This window comes from Flavobacterium sp. KH_035 (assembly GCF_057839565.1).
On sequence record NZ_CM174492.1, the window covers coordinates 4,137,645 to 4,156,623 of the forward strand.

Genomic DNA, 18,979 nt, shown 5'->3' on the forward strand with positions numbered 1-18,979 from the left:
GGGTTAATCATTTTTTATATCTCAAAAATCTGTACAAACAAAAGGAGGGCTTCTAGTTTCCATAATTTGAATTATTTAAAGGTTAATAAATTAGGTAGCATGTTGTAAGACTTGACTGAATAGTAAGTCACAGTGTGATTTACCTACAAAACATCTGGTTATTTGTAGGATTTTATTTCAAACACAACAAAACTCGTTAAACCAAACGAGGTAAAAAAGAGTATAAATACCTGATTTAAAGCTAATTAATCATTTATTTATTACTTACTGGAAAAAACATAAGCTGGAGCAGAATTGTAAGAATTACAGTTCTTAACATAAGTTTTTGAACTTGTTGATCGTCAAGTTGACTACAAAGACATAATTCAGTTTCTAAATGACTTAACAAAACTGAAAATATTATGAAAAATAAGTAGAGACATATTCCTTAAAAAAAACCTCCAAAATCAATTGATCTTGAAGGTTTAAAGATTTTATACTATTCTTTGAATAATTAGCTTCCTTATTAAAATTTAAGGCAATTCAAAAAAATTATCGCTTTTATTAATGTAGATAATTTGAACATTTCAGCTATTTCTCCATTAATAATATTTGCTTTTTAAATAACTGTTAATATTGTTCTTTGCCATTTGATCCCATAATGAATTTCCATTTTGGAGTGTAGCTTTCGAAGCATAATTTCTAAAACCCTGAACAGCTACTTGCTCCAGACTGTCTTTTTCGGTCATAAAATAATCGGTTCCGAACAATATCTGATTTCCATACGATTTATCAACCTCTTTAAAAAATACTTCATAAAGATCATTATTCTCTTTTAAAAGACATTCTGCTACATCATACGATATATCTGTATAAACATTTGAATGCTGAGACATTAGATTTTGTATCTGATTGAACCAGTTCTTTCTTAACACGCCATAAGGATTAAGTTGATTGCTCTCTTTATTATTTTCTCTCGTTGCCTGTATTTGCTTTACACCACCAAAGTGTGCAAAACATATTTTAAGGTCTTTAATTTGATTCAACATCGATTCGTAAGAATGTGGCTCGAGAAAATAAGAGCAACTGCTTTTACAGCTGTTTCGGGTTTGTTCTTTAAAAAGATTGCCTAACCAGCCTCCCTTCTCCTCAATAAATTTAGGTACTCCATATACGTTTCCGGTATAAGGATCAACAGGGTTAAGGTTTCGTATAATGTAATCTTTATCATAATTATAAATTCCGCCTAAATAATAGGTATGTGTCATTATCGGCACACCGTTGTCAGCGGCCCATTCCATAGTTTTTTTCAGTTTTGCATCAAAAGCATAATGACCGGTACTCGGATACATTTTTAATCCCTGAAAAGGATAAATATAGGTTCCGCCTACTTCGATTTTAGTTTCAAAATAGCGCTCTACCGTTTTTTGAATTTCGTCACCGCTGCTTTTCCATCTTGGATCGAGTCCGAAAAAAGGTAAAATATTAGTTGGATATTTTCTTTTTATATCAATCACTTCTTCAATTTGCCCTTCAAACCCACTAACTGATCTGCCAACACCCAAATATTCTAAGTTCTGACATAGTGTAACAAATTGAAATGTTTCATTAGGATATCGGGACATTAGATCTTCAAAAATATCAGTCTGATATTTACTTTTACCAATTTGCAGGAATGTTGCATATCTTTTAGCCATTCCTTTATTTCCACTGGCCAAAAGCCTGATTGTCCAGGCACCAAGATCGGTATTGGTAAAATTGTCAACTCCTTTTGCCAAAAACGGTGGCAAGTATAATTCCAGGAAATTTTTCGGCGCATTATTCATCGTGAATATATGCGTGTGAGCATTTTTATAATTATTATTCATGATTTATACTACTTTAGTTACTGTTTGAGCTGTAGAAGTTGCTTTTTTCAAAACATCAAACCAGAATGGAGCTCCTAAACTTGCCACAAAAGCCGAAATAATGATACCTAATAGTTTTAACAAAATGCAAGAGAGAGTAAAACGATCTTGTCCCGAAGTATTTTTCGTATCCGTGCATACTGCTTTATTCCAGCCAATAGGCAGATCAAGATTCGTTCTAAGACTATCAATTTGTTTCGTTAAATCTTTAATGTCTTTTTTGGTCAACTCAATAGAGGCTTGATCTACAGCGCTATTTTGTCCTGCCGTACTATATTTTGCGCTCAGTACCTCTAATTGTTCTCTGTTCTTGGAATAATAATCAATCATCCCGGCTCTCGCCGTCGGATTACTGTCATAATACTTAAATAGAACAATACTATCAATATTTATAATTCCGCTCACTAAAAGCCCAATAATAAACAGACGTTTTCTCGAAAGCTTCTTATACCATACACTCGTTCTGTCGCTAAACTGATCAAACCAGATAGTAACTTCTTTTACCAGTTCCTCATAAAGAGTCTTTTCTACAACCCTATCCCCGGGCTCAGTAGCTTTAATTTTTGCCTTATTCAAGGCATTTTTGAGCATCATAATCAAATCACTTTGTCCTAAATAAGTAATCGCAAATTCAAAATTATTCAGCAAGTCATTGTCATACCTTCTTATATTTTGTTCGTTATGATCTTGCAGAAGTATTTTGGCAGCCTGAGCATTCGCGACAGTATCTATTAATACTTCTGCCAGAGTTTTGGAGGTAATTTCTGTTGGAGGAGCTTTTTCTGATTTGGTCAATAATCTAATATTACTGTTATTGTACATCAACAATCCCCAATTAATCTGATTCGAAAAATCAAAAAGCTTCTCTACAATTTTGTTTCTGAAAAAACGACCTCTTTCACTTTTTATTTGTACGGTTGTTTCAAGAATCATACTGCACAACAACGCAAATAGCGCCCAGCTAATGACCAATGAAATAGCAACCTGTACAATCGTCGAAGAAAAAAACTAACATCCATTATCTCTAAATTTAAAGTTTTGCTTACTCTTTAAAGGATTTTTAGCTTACTCCTTACTCGATAACTGCTCTAGACCTGAAAAATCCAAATTCCAAAACCAAAAATCTTTATTCTTTATTCTCCCAACTTATAATCAACTCCTTAAAAACACAAAATCACAACAAGTATAAGTAAAATTACAGAATTATTAACAGGTAAATACACTTGATTTCAACACTATATCATCAGTTGGCTTTGAAAGAAAATCAGGCAGGGAGTCTTCTTTAAAAACAATAAAAACAGGTGTTTTTACTTTAAACTGGCTGCTTCAAATGCCTTACTTTTGAAATTATTGATTTCTAAATTATAAAAACTATCAAAATGAAAGAGTCCTTGACTATTCTTGAAAAGTTATGGAAACGAACTTTACACCCTGACAGCACTACCGTACAAAACAATGATGAGACCTGGAATGCAGAAATTAAAATCTTATTCCAATTAGGTATTGGTATGGAAGACACCTTACAATTTTTGTATTTTGAAAAGCCCGATTTTGATACGTTTAAAAACTGGATCAACAACAGAATTCGAAACACAAGTTACGAATCCGAAGATATTAAGACCGATGTTCTCTCCCAACAAGATCTTACGTTTTGGAATGAAAACGGTTATGTCATTCTAAAAAATGTAATTTCAGAAAAAGATTGTGAAGAAACTCAACTGGCTATTTGGGATTTTTTAAATATGGATCCAAACAACAGAGAAAGCTGGTATGAAAGACATGAGGATCAAAAGGGACTGATGCTTAATTTCTCCGATCACGAAACTTTAAATCGAAATAGATTTTCAGCAAAAATTAAAAGAGCTTATGAACAGCTTTACAACACAGATAAAATATACAAAACGATCGACAAAGTAAGTTTTAACCCTCCTGAAACTAACGATTTTACTTTTTTGGGGAGTCCGCTTCACTGGGATGCCAGTTTGAAACAACCTATGAAATTTGAACTACAAGGACTACTCTATCTCACCGATTGTGGCGCAGAGGATGGTGCTTTTCATTGTGTTCCGGGATTTCATAACAAAATAAACGATTGGCTGAATAACCTCGATCCGGAGGTTAACCCAAGAGAGGAAGCAATCAAAACACTGAAATCAGAACCTATACTTGGAAAAACAGGTGATTTTATCATTTGGAATAGCGCACTGCCACATTGTGCGACACCAAATAAAGGTCAAAATCCCAGAATGGTCCAGTACCTTACTTATTTACCAAATGATCATAACATCGCAGGAGAATGGATATAGGTTTCCGAATTAATAACTACTGAATCAATTAGAAATTCTTAAGAAACAAAAATAGCTCAACCGATATGGTTTGAGCTATTTGATACTTCAAATTTTAAAATCTAATGGCAACACGGAGTCATTGTTTTCTTTTCAAATACAAGGCTGCCGATTCGCTCATGGTAATTAGTGAAGCTCCCAGAATAACAACGTCTTTTAAAACCAGACGTCCTCTGCCGGACAAATAAGGAAATCCATATTGATTGTCTGTTAAATGCGGTACCCAACTTTCGGGTGTCGTTACTAAAAAAGAAAGTGTACCAATGGTTAGTATAAAAACCAATATACTGCCAATCATACTGGCCAAAGGTGCCCACTGATGAATGGCGACCAGAATCCCGATTCCAATTAATAAAATTCCCAGGCCGTTGGCAAATCCGTAGGTATTGTTCTCAAGGTGCCATTCGTGATTTTTGGCAATTAACTCTCCTTCTTTATTCGTATATTCTTTGTATTCAGAAGGATGATCGTAAAAGAAAGACATAAAAGGACTGTTGGCAACAAACGGTACGATTCCATCTGCTTCGTAGGTAAAAAATTTAAGTCCACCTATCCAGAGAAAAATAACTACAATTCCGGCACGTACTGCTTTTTTTCCGAGTTGATCTAAATTGGCGATGGCATTTAAAAGGGTATTTATCATAGCTGCTGTTTTTAAATTAATTGTTTAAAAGTAACAGCGCAAAACTACGTCCAGAAACCATCGCAAAGAATGGACGAAAAAGGATATTACCTAGACAAATCTGCCACGATCGAGATTCCGGTTGTTTTTCTGAAAGTTTGTGGAGAAACGTTAGTCATTTTTTTGAAGACCCTGCTAAAATAGTATTCGTCCTGAAACTTTAAAGCAAAAGCAATTTCTTTAATGCTCATTCTGGTAAGGTGAAGGTGTTTTTTTGCTTCCAGTATCAATCGCTCCTGAATCATTTGTGTCGGAGTTTTATTGAAGCGTTTGTTGCACTGTTTGGTTAAACTATTAGAAGTCATCGCTAATAAAGAAGCATAATCGTTTGGTTTATGAAGGTCTAAAAAATGTTCTTCGAGCAGCAGTTTAAACTGATCCATTTTTTCATCTTTTTGAAGCTCTTGTTTTTCAATGCAGCTCATTTTGATACTGCTTGATTTCGCCAGAAAAAGCTGAATATAGGCTCTCAATACAATCTCGGAAGGTGCTTGCTGCCTGAGCTCATCCCCTATCTGATTCATTAACTGTGCATACAACTGATACTGCTCAACAGTCAGTTTTATAGACGGTTCCTCATAAATAGTATTGAAGAGTAAACCATTACAAGCAACTTCATTTCTATGGTATTCAATACAATAAAAATCCCCATGAAATTGTAAAACACTATACAAAAGTGGCTTAATCTCTTTTATGTAAATAGATTGTTGAGGTGTTGAAAACAATAAGACAGGCCCCTTAAAATGAAAAGAAGCAAAATCGGCATGATAAATTCCTTCCCCTTCACTAACAAACAAAATGGTGTATTCGCTAAACTGAACAGGCTTATTTAAGGCAAACTGTTCTGAGTTGGCTATTCCTAATAAAAAAGTACCCCGTTCTGAATATACTTTGTTTATTTTATACTTTTAATGCGTCTTTGCTTTTCTACAAAATTAAGAATGAATTGTTCTTTTGCTACACCCAATCCTCAAAAAACAATACTAAAAAAGAGAATGTCTTTTAACGGAATGTTATCCTATCCTGAATTTTTGATATTTTCTAAAAATTTTAAGAATTCATTATTTTGCAATTGACTATATTTGGCCCTTATCAAATAAAAGCCTGTCTTTTCAGATAACAAGCTACAATTCTTTACGGCATACATGAAATCATTTAAGTTCATAGGTATATTTTTGCTATTCTTGCTTCCTCTTGTGGGTGGAGCAGAAATGGGCAAAACCCCAGTACAACTTACTATTTGCCAGGAGCAGGAAAACTTTTTAGCTTCTGAAGTACCTCAGTATTCTTCTTCCTCTCTGGTAACCCCGAAAGATCTTGACATTCATTTTATAGTCAAAAAGAAGATTAAACATCGTGCGACAAGTTCTGACAGCAGCACTCTAAAAACACCGTACTTTACTAAACTAGTACATTTTAAGATTTTTGAGAATGGCTTAATCTATGGTATTGCGACTATATATCAGATTCAGCGACATACTCATCTGCATCTTTACCAACTTTTCTAGATCAACATTTTCATTCTTTTTTATAGGCAGAAATTTTCTGCCCTGCACTCTTTTGTTTTCACACAAAGGAGCTGTTGTACTATAAAAATATTTCTTCCAAACGATATCGTCTTCTAAAAGTGGTGATCGTTGCATTTTCCATGTTTAACATTTAAGTAATTCACAACTCCCTGTCAATCAATATCAGGGAGAACCTCCATTTATATACCTATTTTAAAAATTCATTATGAACACTACAAAAAATCAATTCTTGTTAATTGTTTTATCTGTTTTATTCCTGACCTCTTGTGGGGATAAAACCAAAAAAGATGTTTCGAAAATTAAAACGCTGCCTGTTTACAAGGTTACGCTGCAGGACACCATTGTCTCCAACCGGTTTGTCGCTGACGTGCACGCCAAAAATAATGTAGAAATACATGTTCGCATCCCCGGATTACTGGATAAGGTTTTTGTGAGCGAAGGACAAAAGGTGCAAAAAGGTCAATTGTTGTTTAAAATCAGTGATGTCGAATTGCAAATACAATTGCTAAAAGCCCAGGCCGTGTACAAAAGCACATTGGCAGATCTCAGAATTGCAACAGTTGAACTGGAGCAGGCACAAACACTTTTCAATAAAAAAGTAATCGCCGACAAGGAGCTGGAACTTTCTAAAGCCAAACATGAAGCCGCTTCCGCTAAAGTTGCGCACGCGGTTGCAGAACGAAAAGCAATCAACCAGCAAATTAGTTTCACCACCATCAGAGCTCCTTTTGACGGAACAATCGACCGTATTCCATTCAAAGAAGGAAGCCTTGTAGAAAATGGTTCACTGCTGACAACGGTTTCGCAATTGGATGATGTTTACGCTTATTTCTCTATTCCGGAAAACATTTATTTTCAAATGATGGCCGACAAAAGTTTAAACAAAGCCGGCGGTGATATCAAACTCGTTTTACCCAACGGAGCCGTTTACAACCAAAAAGGCGAATTAAGAACTGCCGATGGTGAAATTGACCGACAAACGGGTTCTATTCAATACAAAGCTAAATTTCACAATCCTCAAGGTTTCATCAAACACGGAACATCCGGAAAACTAATCATTTCGGAACCTAAAAAAAATGTGATACTAATTCCGCAAAAAGCTGTTTTCTCTATACAGGACAAACAGTTTGTATTTCTTGTGAATAAAGAAGGGATTGTAAAAATGACCAACATTACGATTGGCAGTACGCTCGACGATGTATTTATCCTGAACAAAGGACTGAAAAGCAATGACCTGATTGTAGAAGAAGGCACTCAGTCGTTGCGGGACGGTGACAAGATTAACATCAAAGACATGCAAAACGTAAGCTTATAGTTTCTAATTAGTATCAAAAAAACATAAAATGATAGAGTTATTTATCAAAAGAAAAATACTGTCGTTAATCATATCGGTTATGATAGTACTCCTGGGTATACTGGCCTTGTTTCAGCTGCCTATCACACAATTTCCTGACATTGTTCCGCCATCTGTAACGGTAACTGCTAAATATACGGGGGCCAATGCCGAAGTTTCAGCCAATGCCGTCGCACTGCCTTTAGAACGTGCCATCAACGGTGTTCCCGGAATGACGTACATGTCGACTGTTACTTCCAATGACGGTCTGACGCTGATACAGGTCTTTTTTGAAGTAGGAACCGATCCGGATCTTGCGGCTGTAAACGTCCAAAACCGTGTTACAACTATATTGGATGAATTGCCCGAAGAGGTAATTCGTGCCGGAGTAACCACCGAAAAAGAAGTAAACAGTATGCTGATGTATCTGAACATTACCAGTACAGATAAAACGCAGGACGAACAGTTTATTTTCAACTTCACCGATATCAATATTCTTCAGGAACTGAAAAGGATTGATGGTGTTGGACGTGCTGAAATCATGGGACAGAAAGAGTATTCCATGAGAGTTTGGCTTGATCCTCAAAAAATGCTTTCGTATGCTATTTCGGCAAATGAAGTGATTACTTCCCTTCAAAAACAAAATATATCGGCTGCTCCGGGTAAAGTGGGTGAAGGTTCAGGACAACTCGACAATCAGCTTCAGTATGTTATCAAATACGGAGGGAAATTCTTCGAACCCAAACAGTACGAAGAAATTCCGCTTCGGGCAAATTCAGACGGGACTATCCTAAGATTAAAGGACATCTCTAAAATCGAATTTGGATCAATGAGCTACGGAATGGTTTCTAAAACCGACGGTAAACCTTCCGCGTCAATCATGTTAAAACAACGACCGGGTTCTAATGCTTCTGAGGTAATTGCCAGCGTAAAAGAAAAAATGGCCGAACTTCAAAAAACATCTTTCCCTCCCGGTATGGATTACAATATTGCCTACGATGTATCACGTTTTCTTGATGCTTCGATCGATGAAGTTCTAAAAACACTTATCGAGGCTTTTATTCTGGTTGCCTTTGTTGTGTTTATCTTCCTTCAGGACTGGCGTTCTACCTTAATACCTGTTTTGGCGGTACCTGTAGCCCTTATTGGTTCGTTTGCCTTCATGTCGATGATGGGCTTTTCGATCAATCTTCTTACGTTGTTTGCCCTTGTATTATCGATAGGAATTGTGGTCGACAATGCTATTGTGGTCGTCGAAGCCGTTCACGTTAAAATCTCCGAAGAGCATATGGCACCGCTTCCGGCTACTATAAGCGCCATGAAAGAAATTACTGGTGCTGTTATCGCCATTACCATAGTCATGAGTGCAGTGTTTATTCCCGTTGCATTCCTAAGTGGTCCTGTTGGAGTTTTCTACAGACAGTTCTCGTTAACCATGGCTATTAGTATTGTAATTTCAGGAATCAATGCACTTACCCTAACCCCTGCTCTTTGTGCTATTTTGCTAAAACCACATAATCCAGAGGAGAAAAAGAATTCTTTGATCAATCGTTTCTTCAACAGTTTTAATACATGGTTTGATAATGTTACCGCCGGTTACATCCGAATACTGTCAAAATTTGCAGATCGTACAACTGTTACAGCCGGTTTATTGGTTTTATTCTGTTTACTCACCTGGGGAACAAGCAAATTTGTTCCTGCCGGATTTATTCCTTCAGAAGATCAAGGAATGGTTTATGTGAGTGTGACTACTCCTCAAGGAGCCACAGTAGAACGTACCGAAAAAGTATTAGATGAAGTTACCCGTCTGGCCAAAGAAATTAAAGGTGTCGACAATGTGACAACGCTTGCCGGATACAGTATTGTGACTGAAATTGCAGGAGCGTCTTATGGTATGGGAATGATCAATTTGAAAGACTGGAGCGATCGTGATATCTCGGTAAATGAATTCATCATCAAACTGGGAGAAAAAACAAAAAACATTTCTGATGCACAAATTGAGATTTTTGCACCGCCAACCGTTCCCGGTTTTGGAAACACTAGCGGATTTGAACTTCGATTACTCGATAAATCCGGTGGAACGATCACTAACACGGATGCCGTGACCAAAAACTTCATTAAAGAACTTAATGCGGCACCCGAAGTACAAAACTCTTTTAGTAGTTTTGATGCTACTTTCCCCCAGTATTTAATCCATATTGATTATGATCTGGCTGCCAAAAAAGGAATCTCGGTAGACAATGCCATGTCTACGCTGCAAACGATGCTGGGTTCTTTTTATGCGACCAATTTTATACGTTTCTCCCAAATGTATAAAGTAATGGTTCAAGCTAGTCCACAGTTCAGAAAAAATCCCGAAAGTATTTTGGATATGTACCTTAAAAATGATGCCGGAGAAATGGTTCCGTTCTCCACCTTTATCAAACTGGAGCGTGTTTATGGTCCTGAAGTTTTAACGCGTTACAACATGTACATGTCGGCTATGATCAACGGAGAGCCTGCTGAAGGATATAGCTCAGGAGAAGCAATCGCAGCCGTAGAGAAAATTGCAGCCGAAAAACTGCCAAGCAGATTTGAATTGGAATGGTCGGGTATGACACGCGAAGAAATTCTCTCCGGAAATCAAACTATTTACATTTTTGCATTGTGCATACTGTTTGTCTATTTGCTTCTTGCTGCTCAATATGAAAGTTTATTGCTCCCTTTTCCGGTGCTTTTAAGTTTACCGGTAGGTGTTTTTGGTTCGTATCTCGCCTTGTTAATGGTTGGACTGGACAATAACATTTATGCTCAGGTAGCACTCGTCATGCTTATTGGATTACTCGCCAAAAATGCCATTCTGATCGTAGAGTTTGCGATGGCACAGAACAAAATTGGACGTGATATTACCGAGGCTGCGATTGAAGGAGCCCGATTACGTTTCAGACCTATTTTAATGACTTCGTTTGCCTTTATTTCAGGGTTAATTCCTTTATGTATTGCCTCGGGTGCCGGTGCTATTGGTAACCGTTCGATAGGTACTGCCGCCGCCGGAGGAATGCTTATAGGAACGGTGTTCGGACTTGTAATCATTCCGGGACTTTATATCCTGTTTGCCAAATTTGAAAAAGCATTGAAAAAATAAATATAATAATGAAAAAATCACTAAATCAATATAAAATAGCGCTTCATCTCAACTATAAGTTTAGGATGTTCTCGTTCATACTGACAACCGGAACGCTGCTGCTAACTGCCTGTTCTGCTCCAAAAGTGAACGACAATCTGGCCGCCAAACCCTTGCCGAAGAATTTTGATGTTACCTCAAAAAAAGCTGCTGACAGCGGAACAACTTTTGTTCCGCTGCAAACAGCAACTTATTTCAAAGATGATAAACTAGAAAAATTATTAGATAAAGCTGTTGCTCAGAATCCGGATTATTTAGTCATGGAGCAGCGCATTTTAATCGCCAACTCTCATTTGAAAGTAGCCAAACTTGCTTTACTGCCTTCTTTTGATCTTCAGGCAGATGCTTCCGGAACACGTTACGGAAAGTACACTATGGAAGGTGTTGGAAACTTTGATACCAATTTGTCTCAAAACATATCCGAAAGACAGCGAATTGCAACCGGCGCTACTCCTAACTTATTTTTAGGCGGAAAAGTGTCATGGGAAGCCGATATATGGGGTAAACTAAGCAACCGGAAAAAAGCGGCACGCCAAAGATACTTTGCTTCACAACAAGGGATGCGATTACTGAAAACAAAACTATTAAGTGATATTGCTGAACTTTATTACGAACTCGTAGCCTTAGACAAACAGGCTGTCATTTATAAGAGAAACCTAGATACCCAGCAGCATGCATTGGATATTATTTCGGCGCAGCGATCTGTTGGAAAAGCAACAGAACTTGCGGTACAGCAGTTTCATGCACAAAACAATAATATACTTGCAGAAGCAGAACAGCTAAATCTAAAAATTAATCAGGCCGAGAAGGCACTGCTTACGCTGCTTGGAGAATATGGAGGAAAAGTCGAAAGAAGCACTGAGTTTTTATCCGGTCATCTTAAAGTTTTAAATCAAAAAATTAGTGTAGACTCTATCATACACAAAAGACCTGATGTCTCTGAAGCATATTTTGAATTGCTGGCTACAAATGCTGATGCAAAATCTGCACGTGCCGCCTTTTTTCCTACTTTAAATTTAGGCGGATATGTAGGTATGAACTCTTTTTCGTTTTCTACTTTTTTTGATAGTGGTTCATTTGCCTGGCAATTGCTTGGCGGAATTACGGCTCCCGTGTTCAATAAAGGGCAAATCAAACAGGAGTTTTTTACTGCTAATCGAAGACAGGAAATCTCTTTTCTACAGTATCAAAATACTATTACAACGGCCTATAATGAGTTAAGTGCTTTACTGCACCGAACCGAAGCATTTGAAGTTGTGTTGAAGTACAAATCCAAAGAAATCGAGCATCTTGAAATTGCGGTGGATGTTTCAAATGATTTATACCTTAGCGGATATGCCAATTATCTCGAAATCATCAGTGCCCAAAAAAATAAACTACAAGCCGAACTCGATTTTGTTGACATTCAGTTGAAAAATGCAAACGCACAGATTTTACTTTATAAAGCTTTAGGAGGTGGAATGTAACTTTTTTGAGTTTCAAGAGATCAAGAACAAATGTTGGGGAGAAAAGGGCTGAAAGCCCGAAAAGCAGTAGTATAGTGCAAAGCACTATGAACTAGATTAAGGTATAGAATTGCCCTGAAAGGGTAATAGCAATTTTCACCCCAACAAATCCCTATTAAAAAACGTTCCCACTCTTAAAGAATCTTACGCAAAACATACTGAATGCTTTTCTTTGTGATCAGGCTTTTGCCCTTTCAGGGCGTAACCCATAATTGCCATCATCGTTCATAGTGCTGCGCACGATGCTTTTGCTAAAGCTCTTTCAGAGCAAATCATCAGTTTTAGTATAAAAAATAGTCCTATTTAATGAGGCAACATTGAATATGATCGATATAATAACACAAGATATTCTTGCGCAAGAATACAAAATCCTTGCTAATTCACATTTTGCCTTGTGAATTCGAACGAGTTTAGAACTTAGACAAGCTTTTCTAAAACAAAGAGCCCCGTTTCTATACTGAAACGGGGCTCTTGTTTTATTTTATAACGGGTGAAAAACCTTATTTGAAAAACGATATGGTATCGGTTAGATTTTCTCTATGTATAAAAGCTGTAATAAACTCCTGAACTTCATTAGTACTTTCAGATGGAGTTTCAAATGAGTTGATATGAAATTCATCATCCTGATCCAGAATATGTATGATTTCTGTATATCCTTTAGAAATCAAACTTCCTTTAAGTTTAATGATATTCAACTGTTGGCGACCATCTAATTCCTTGCGAACTTTTAGTTTTATAGCTTTTTCCATAGTAGATGTTTTTAAATTGATAAACCCTTAGCCTACTATCAAATTTAATTATTATTCTTTTGACTAGTTGTTAAAAAAATATTCATCTATCATTATTTATTAACAAACTATAAACAATTGCTACAACAAACTAGTCCAAATCTACTATTAGAAATTGAGACCTCGTTCAATCAGGCCTATTTAAAATAGCATTCAACACCCCAAAACATAGTATTTTTATCCCACAAAGAATATTTAAAAAAGCATTTCTTTCACATAACACTATGCCTTTTTATTTGTAGTGAAACGTCTTTATGCATTTCAAATTATATCTATATGTTAGAAATATTTGCCTCCAATAGAAAAAATATCCCACTCTTCTTAGAAACTAAAAACTCGTCAGCTTCAGTCTATTTTAACGCTTTAAACAATATCTCTACCGGATGCTGTGCCTTTCGGCCAGTACCATCAGCAATTTGGTGCCTGCAACTGGTTCCCGAAGCAGAGATCAAAGTAGCTTCTTCTTCAGAACGGATTGTTGGAAACAAAACCAGCTCTCCTATTTTCATCGACAACTCATAATGCTCTTTTTCATAACCAAAAGACCCAGCCATACCACAGCAACCACTCGGAATATTCAAAACGGTATAATTTTCGGGCAAAGCCAATATTTTTTTAAGAGGTACCAATGACGATAAAGCTTTTTGAAAACAATGTCCGTGCATGCGTACACGTTCTGACTTCGTTGTAAAACTGTCTGCCGAAATTCTTCCTTCCTCCAATTCTTTGGCTAAAAATTCCTCAATCAGAAAAGTTCTTACTGCCAATGTTTTTGCTTTAGTTTTTAATTCACCACGGCACAAATCAGGGTATTCATCGCGAAAAGTTAATATGGCCGATGGTTCTATTCCTATTAGAATACCATTTTCGGGAATCGCCGACTCAAAATCCCTGATGTTCTGTTCAGCAATTTCACGCGCTTCTTTTAACATCCCTTTCGACAGATAAGTTCTCCCACTGATTCCTATTTTTGGAATCTCAACCTCATATCCTAAGCGATTCAATAACTGAACAGCAGTCTGTCCTATTTCAACATCATAAAAGTTCAGAAATTCATCATTGTACAAATAGACTTTACCCTTTACAAAATCTCCGTTCTGGTTGTACTCTTTCATCCATTTGGCGAAAGTAATTTTATGCATAAGAGGAAGTTTTCGCTCTATAGCAAAACCTGTTGCTTTTTTAATCACATTTCCAAAAGCTCCTTTGGCCGATAAGTTGTAAGCCCAAGGCATCGCAGCAAACCATTGGTTAATTTTGGGTGTGTTCCCAATAAGTCTGGAACGGAATTTCACTCCGTTCTTATCGTGATATTGCTGTAATGTTTCGGCTTTTAGTTTTGCCATGTCAACATTTGACGGACATTCTGATTTACACCCTTTACAGCTTAAGCACAAATCGAGTACTTCGAGGAGGTTATCGTCATCAAACTTATTTGCTCTTGTTGAGGTACTTATGGTTTCTCTCAGCATGTTTGCTCTGGCACGTGTGGTATGTTTTTCATCTCGTGTGGCCATATAACTCGGACACATGGTACCACCGCTTTTTTCGGTTTTTCTGCAATCTCCCGATCCGTTGCACATCTCGGCTGCTCGTAAAATTCCGTTATGTTCTGAGAAATCAAAATAGGTTTCCGGCATGGGAGTGTCCTGCCCGGGAGTATACCTCAAACTGGTATCCATAGGTGGTGTGTTGACAATTTTCCCTGGATTAAAAACACCCCACGGATCCCACACTTGTTTAATCTGAAGGAACAACTGATAAATTTCCTCCCCTAACATCAACGGAATAAATTCGCCCCTAAGCCTTCCATCACCGTGCTCACCGCTTAAGGAACCTTTATATTTTTTTACCAAATGGGCAATATCAGTTGCAATGGTCCTGAAAATCACAGTACCCTCTTTGGTTTTTAAATCAATAATCGGACGCAGGTGCAATTCACCTGTTGCCGCATGTGCATAATGTACACAGTTTAGATTTCGCTTTTTTAAGATCGCATTAAAGTCTTCGATAAAATCAGGTAGATCATTTACATCTACTGCTGTATCTTCTATTACTGCAACAGCTTTGGCGTCACCGGGAATGTTAGACAATAAACCCAATCCTGCTTTTCGCAAAGCCCAGACTTTATTGGTATCATCACCATAAACAATAGGGAAATGATAGCCCAGATTTTTAGAACGCATCAAGGATTCCATTTCTTTGGCTATACTGTCGATTTCTTCGGCAGAATCCCTTAAAAACTCGACTGCTAATATGGCCTGAGGATCTCCTTTTACAAAAAAACGATTCTTACTTTGTTCAATATTCTCTTTTGTACATTCCAGAATATAATGGTCGATTAACTCTACACTATCAGGGTTAAATTTTAAAGCTTCAATATTGGCTTTAAGAGATTCATTAATGCTTTCAAAATGCACACAAACTAAAGCCGAATAAGGTTTTAATGCCTCAACCAGATTCAATTTTATCGCTGTCGAAAAGAATAAAGTTCCCTCTGATCCTGCAATTAACTTACAGAAATTAAATTTCTCTTCTGAATTTCCAAATGGCATAGTATCTGCCATTAAATCTAGAGCATAACCTGTGTTTCTTCTGGGAATGGATTTTTTTGGAAAGTTATCCTCAAATAAAATTCTGTTTGATTTTGATGATAATATCTCTTTTGCCTGAACATAAATAGCCTGCTCTAAAGGGCTTACTACATTAATTCCGTTACATTTATCTTCAAATTCAGCATTCGTCAAAGCGCCAAACGTAACTTCGTTACCATCGGCCAAAAAACCTTTAATTTCGAGTAGATGTTCGCGCGTCGATCCGTAAATAACCGATCTTGCACCGCAGGCATTGTTTCCTACCATTCCACCAATCATACAGCGATTGCTCGTGGAGGTTTCCGGTCCGAAGAATAACTTGTACGGTTTCAAATGAAGATTGAGCTCATCACGAATCACACCCGGCTCTACCCAGGCAGTTTTACCCTCCTGATCAATCGATATAATTTTGGTAAACTCCTGCGAAATGTCTACGATAATTCCGTTACCTACTACCTGTCCGGCAAGCGATGTTCCGGCAGCGCGTGGAATTACACTGCTTTTGTGTTCTCTCGCAAAAGCAATGATTTTCTTAATATCTTCCTTTGTTTTGGGAATTGCCACGGCCAGAGGCATTTCTTTATAGGCGCTGGCATCTGTCGCATAAAGCAAGCGCATCGTATGATCGTAGAATAATTTACCTTCTAATTGTTTTTCGAGACTTTCAAGAGGAACGTTAGCCTTAGAAAGAATAGTATGGTTATTCATTTTTATTCTTTTATTAATTGGAGTTTGTCATTTCGAGGAACGAGAAATCTTCGCAAATAACTCGACAAAGTATTTCAATCTTTGTAGAATATTGACGCGAAGATTTCTCGTTCCTCGAAATGACAATATTGTGTGTTATTAGGTACCTACAATTCGCTTAAAGCGATATCTAAGAATTTCACCATTTCATCAGCATTCTGTTTATTGAATGTCATGGGTGGTTTTATTTTCAAAACATTGTGTAAAGGTCCATCGGTACTTAATAAATACCCCTCAGCTTTCATTTTTTCTACTACAATATCAATTTCAGGAATAGCGGGTTCCATCGTTGTTCTGTCTTTTACCATTTCGGCACCAATAAACAGACCATGTCCGCGAACATCACTAATAATTGGGTATTTGTCCATTAAATCCCTTAAACCTTTCATTAAATGATTCCCTGTTTCCAAAGCATGTTGCTGCATTTCTTCTTCCTGAATTACATCCAATACCGCCAAACCTGTGGTCATAGATACGGGATTACCACCAAAAGTGTTAAAGTACTCCATACCATTATTGAAAGCATCAGCAATTTCTTCAGTTACAATCACAGCGGCTAACGGATGTCCGTTACCAATTGGTTTTCCTAAAACTACTATGTCCGGGACTACATCTTGAAGTTCAAAGCCCCAAAAGTGATCTCCTATTCTTCCAAATCCAACCTGAACTTCATCGGCAATACAAACTCCTCCCGCAGCTCTGACGTGGTCATAAACTGTTTTGAGATAATTTTCCGGTAACGGAATCTGTCCCCCAACTCCCAATAAGGTTTCACAAATGAATACAGCCGGAGCTTTGTCTTCTCTTTTCAGTTCTTCTATAATTCGTTGTACATCGGCTGCATATTTTTCTCCTGCAGTAGTGTCACCATATTTGTAAGGTCCACGATATAAATCGGGATTGATTGCTTTGTGTATCCATGGCATTTGACCAAATCCGCCCTTACTGTCAAATTTGTACGGACTCATTTCCATCGCCACAGTAGAAGTTCCGTGATACGCATGATCCAATACAATAATATCTTTTTGTTTGGTGAAATGACGGCTCATTCGAATCGCCAAATCATTTGCCTCACTACCCGAATTAACAAAATAACAAACGCTCAGTTTAGAAGGTAATGTTGCTGTTAGTTTTTCGGCATAAGCTGTTATAGCGTCATTTAAATATCTGGTATTGGTATTTAAAGTGGCAATTTGTTTCTGCATTTTTCGAACGACTACGGGATGACAATGTCCAACATGTGAAGGATTGTTGACACAATCTACAAAGGTTCTTCCTTTATCATCGTATAGATATTGTAAAGCTCCTTTTACTATTTTTAATTTATCCTGATATCCAATACTTAAATTTCGACCTATTCTTTTTTTACGAACCTCCAGCAAATCACTATAATCATCAGCAGTAATCAATCCTTCAAAACCACAGGCTTTTCTAAAAGTATCCTGGGCCTTGATTGGGTTAATTTGAATGAGTTTGAACAACAGATCCCATGCTGGTTTTTCGGTAATAAAATGGTGCTCATTGTTGCTGTCTAATGAGGCATTGTAAGCCGATTGTGTTACACTAATACAAAGTCTTCCGGCAATCAGATAATACAACAAATCGACTTCCTGCTCTGTTAAGGCATACGATTTATGATATCCTGCTACTATCGATGCCGCAACTGCCAGAGGATCTTCCTCGTCCAGCATAGCATACGTACAGGCGATAGCCAGATTATTAACTAAAGCGGTATACACCATATCGCCAAAATCAATTAATCCGCTAACACGATTGTCCTGCACCAATACATTATAATCATTGGCATCGTTATGTATGTACGCATGACGTAAGCGATGTAGCTGAGGTAAAACTTCAGTATCAAACTGTAGCAGAAAATAGCCTGCGATACGCCTTTTTTCGTGATTTAATATGTATTTTAAATTATCTCCCGCTTCACTCGCACGACTGATATCCCAAGTATAATTGCGGTGCATGGCCGGATGTGAGAAATCCTGTAACGCATGATCCATCTTACCTAAAAAGCTTCCCAGATCATGTTGTAATTCCTTTGTTTTGACTTTCTCATCTACCCAAAATACGCCCTCTAAAAAATTTAAGATTCTGATATAATAGGTATCTGAATTACTCACTATTTTAGTCAGCTCCTCCCCATGTTTATTGACGCTGAAATGCTGAAAACAACCTGAAATACTACTCTTTTTAAGATGCTGGATAATATTTATCTGCGCTTCTAAAAAAGGAAACGGGTGACTTTCATTTGATACTTTTAGAATGTACTTTTCATTCTTCTCATTCGATAAAAGAAAGTTCAGTTCGTCATATCCATTTAATGCTTTTACGGTAACGATTAATCCGTAATGTTCTTTTACTAAATCCTGAATAGTTGCTTCTGAAAAAATCATTG

12 protein-coding genes are annotated in these 18,979 nt (G+C 37.1%); 5 read left to right on the top strand and 7 right to left on the bottom strand.

The features are described 5' to 3' along the window. Positions 1-581: 581 nt before the first annotated feature. Together AC3IS6_RS17050 and AC3IS6_RS17055 are read right to left on the bottom strand one after the other, a co-directional pair. The gene (locus AC3IS6_RS17050) at positions 582-1,847 is read right to left on the bottom strand and encodes an amidohydrolase family protein (protein WP_489161129.1); all 1,266 of its coding nucleotides are present in this window, start codon (positions 1,845-1,847) and stop codon (positions 582-584) included. 3 nt (positions 1,848-1,850) lie between these two features. Continuing rightward, positions 1,851-2,819, bottom strand: a complete 969-nt coding sequence (locus AC3IS6_RS17055) for a hypothetical protein (protein ID WP_489161131.1) — start codon at positions 2,817-2,819, stop codon at positions 1,851-1,853. A gap of 446 nt (positions 2,820-3,265) precedes the next feature. Between AC3IS6_RS17055 and AC3IS6_RS17060 the strand changes: the two genes are divergently transcribed. Then, complete coding sequence (locus AC3IS6_RS17060) at positions 3,266-4,192, top strand: phytanoyl-CoA dioxygenase family protein (protein WP_489161133.1); 927 nt, start codon at positions 3,266-3,268, stop codon at positions 4,190-4,192. A 118-nt stretch (positions 4,193-4,310) separates the two neighbouring features. Here AC3IS6_RS17060 and AC3IS6_RS17065 read toward each other — a convergent pair whose 3' ends face one another. Both AC3IS6_RS17065 and AC3IS6_RS17070 read right to left on the bottom strand, forming a co-directional pair. Continuing rightward, the gene (locus AC3IS6_RS17065; RefSeq protein ID WP_489161135.1) at positions 4,311-4,874 is read right to left on the bottom strand and encodes a DUF417 family protein; all 564 of its coding nucleotides are present in this window, start codon (positions 4,872-4,874) and stop codon (positions 4,311-4,313) included. A gap of 86 nt (positions 4,875-4,960) precedes the next feature. Then, positions 4,961-5,710 carry a helix-turn-helix domain-containing protein gene (locus AC3IS6_RS17070; protein WP_489161136.1) on the bottom strand — a complete coding sequence of 250 codons (750 nt, stop codon included), beginning with the start codon at positions 5,708-5,710 and terminating at the stop codon, positions 4,961-4,963. Positions 5,711-6,124: 414 nt separating this feature from the next. On the opposite strand from AC3IS6_RS17070, the gene AC3IS6_RS17075 reads away from it, so the two are divergent. The 4 genes from AC3IS6_RS17075 to AC3IS6_RS17090 all read left to right on the top strand — a co-directional run bounded on the left by AC3IS6_RS17075 (position 6,125) and on the right by AC3IS6_RS17090 (position 12,404). After that, positions 6,125-6,421, top strand: coding sequence for a hypothetical protein (locus tag AC3IS6_RS17075; protein ID WP_489161137.1), 297 nt, complete (start codon positions 6,125-6,127; stop codon positions 6,419-6,421). A 226-nt stretch (positions 6,422-6,647) separates the two neighbouring features. Further along, positions 6,648-7,757 (top strand): efflux RND transporter periplasmic adaptor subunit, encoded by a 1,110-nt coding sequence (locus tag AC3IS6_RS17080; RefSeq protein ID WP_264524094.1) that lies wholly within the window; start codon positions 6,648-6,650, stop codon positions 7,755-7,757. A gap of 28 nt (positions 7,758-7,785) precedes the next feature. Next, positions 7,786-10,899, top strand: coding sequence for an efflux RND transporter permease subunit (locus AC3IS6_RS17085; RefSeq protein ID WP_489161140.1), 3,114 nt, complete (start codon positions 7,786-7,788; stop codon positions 10,897-10,899). Positions 10,900-10,907: 8 nt separating this feature from the next. Beyond that, positions 10,908-12,404: a TolC family protein gene (locus AC3IS6_RS17090; RefSeq protein WP_489161141.1), complete on the top strand. Its 1,497-nt coding sequence runs from the start codon at positions 10,908-10,910 to the stop codon at positions 12,402-12,404. A gap of 539 nt (positions 12,405-12,943) precedes the next feature. On the opposite strand, the gene AC3IS6_RS17095 is transcribed toward AC3IS6_RS17090, so the two are convergent. From AC3IS6_RS17095 to AC3IS6_RS17105, 3 genes are all read right to left on the bottom strand, one after another. Continuing rightward, positions 12,944-13,192, bottom strand: a complete 249-nt coding sequence (locus AC3IS6_RS17095; RefSeq protein ID WP_173966228.1) for a hypothetical protein — start codon at positions 13,190-13,192, stop codon at positions 12,944-12,946. Positions 13,193-13,581: 389 nt separating this feature from the next. After that, complete coding sequence (locus AC3IS6_RS17100) at positions 13,582-16,533, bottom strand: FAD-binding and (Fe-S)-binding domain-containing protein (RefSeq protein ID WP_489161144.1); 2,952 nt, start codon at positions 16,531-16,533, stop codon at positions 13,582-13,584. Positions 16,534-16,679: 146 nt separating this feature from the next. Continuing rightward, positions 16,680-18,977, bottom strand: a complete 2,298-nt coding sequence (locus tag AC3IS6_RS17105; RefSeq protein WP_489161145.1) for an aminotransferase class III-fold pyridoxal phosphate-dependent enzyme — start codon at positions 18,975-18,977, stop codon at positions 16,680-16,682. Positions 18,978-18,979: the final 2 nt, after the last annotated feature.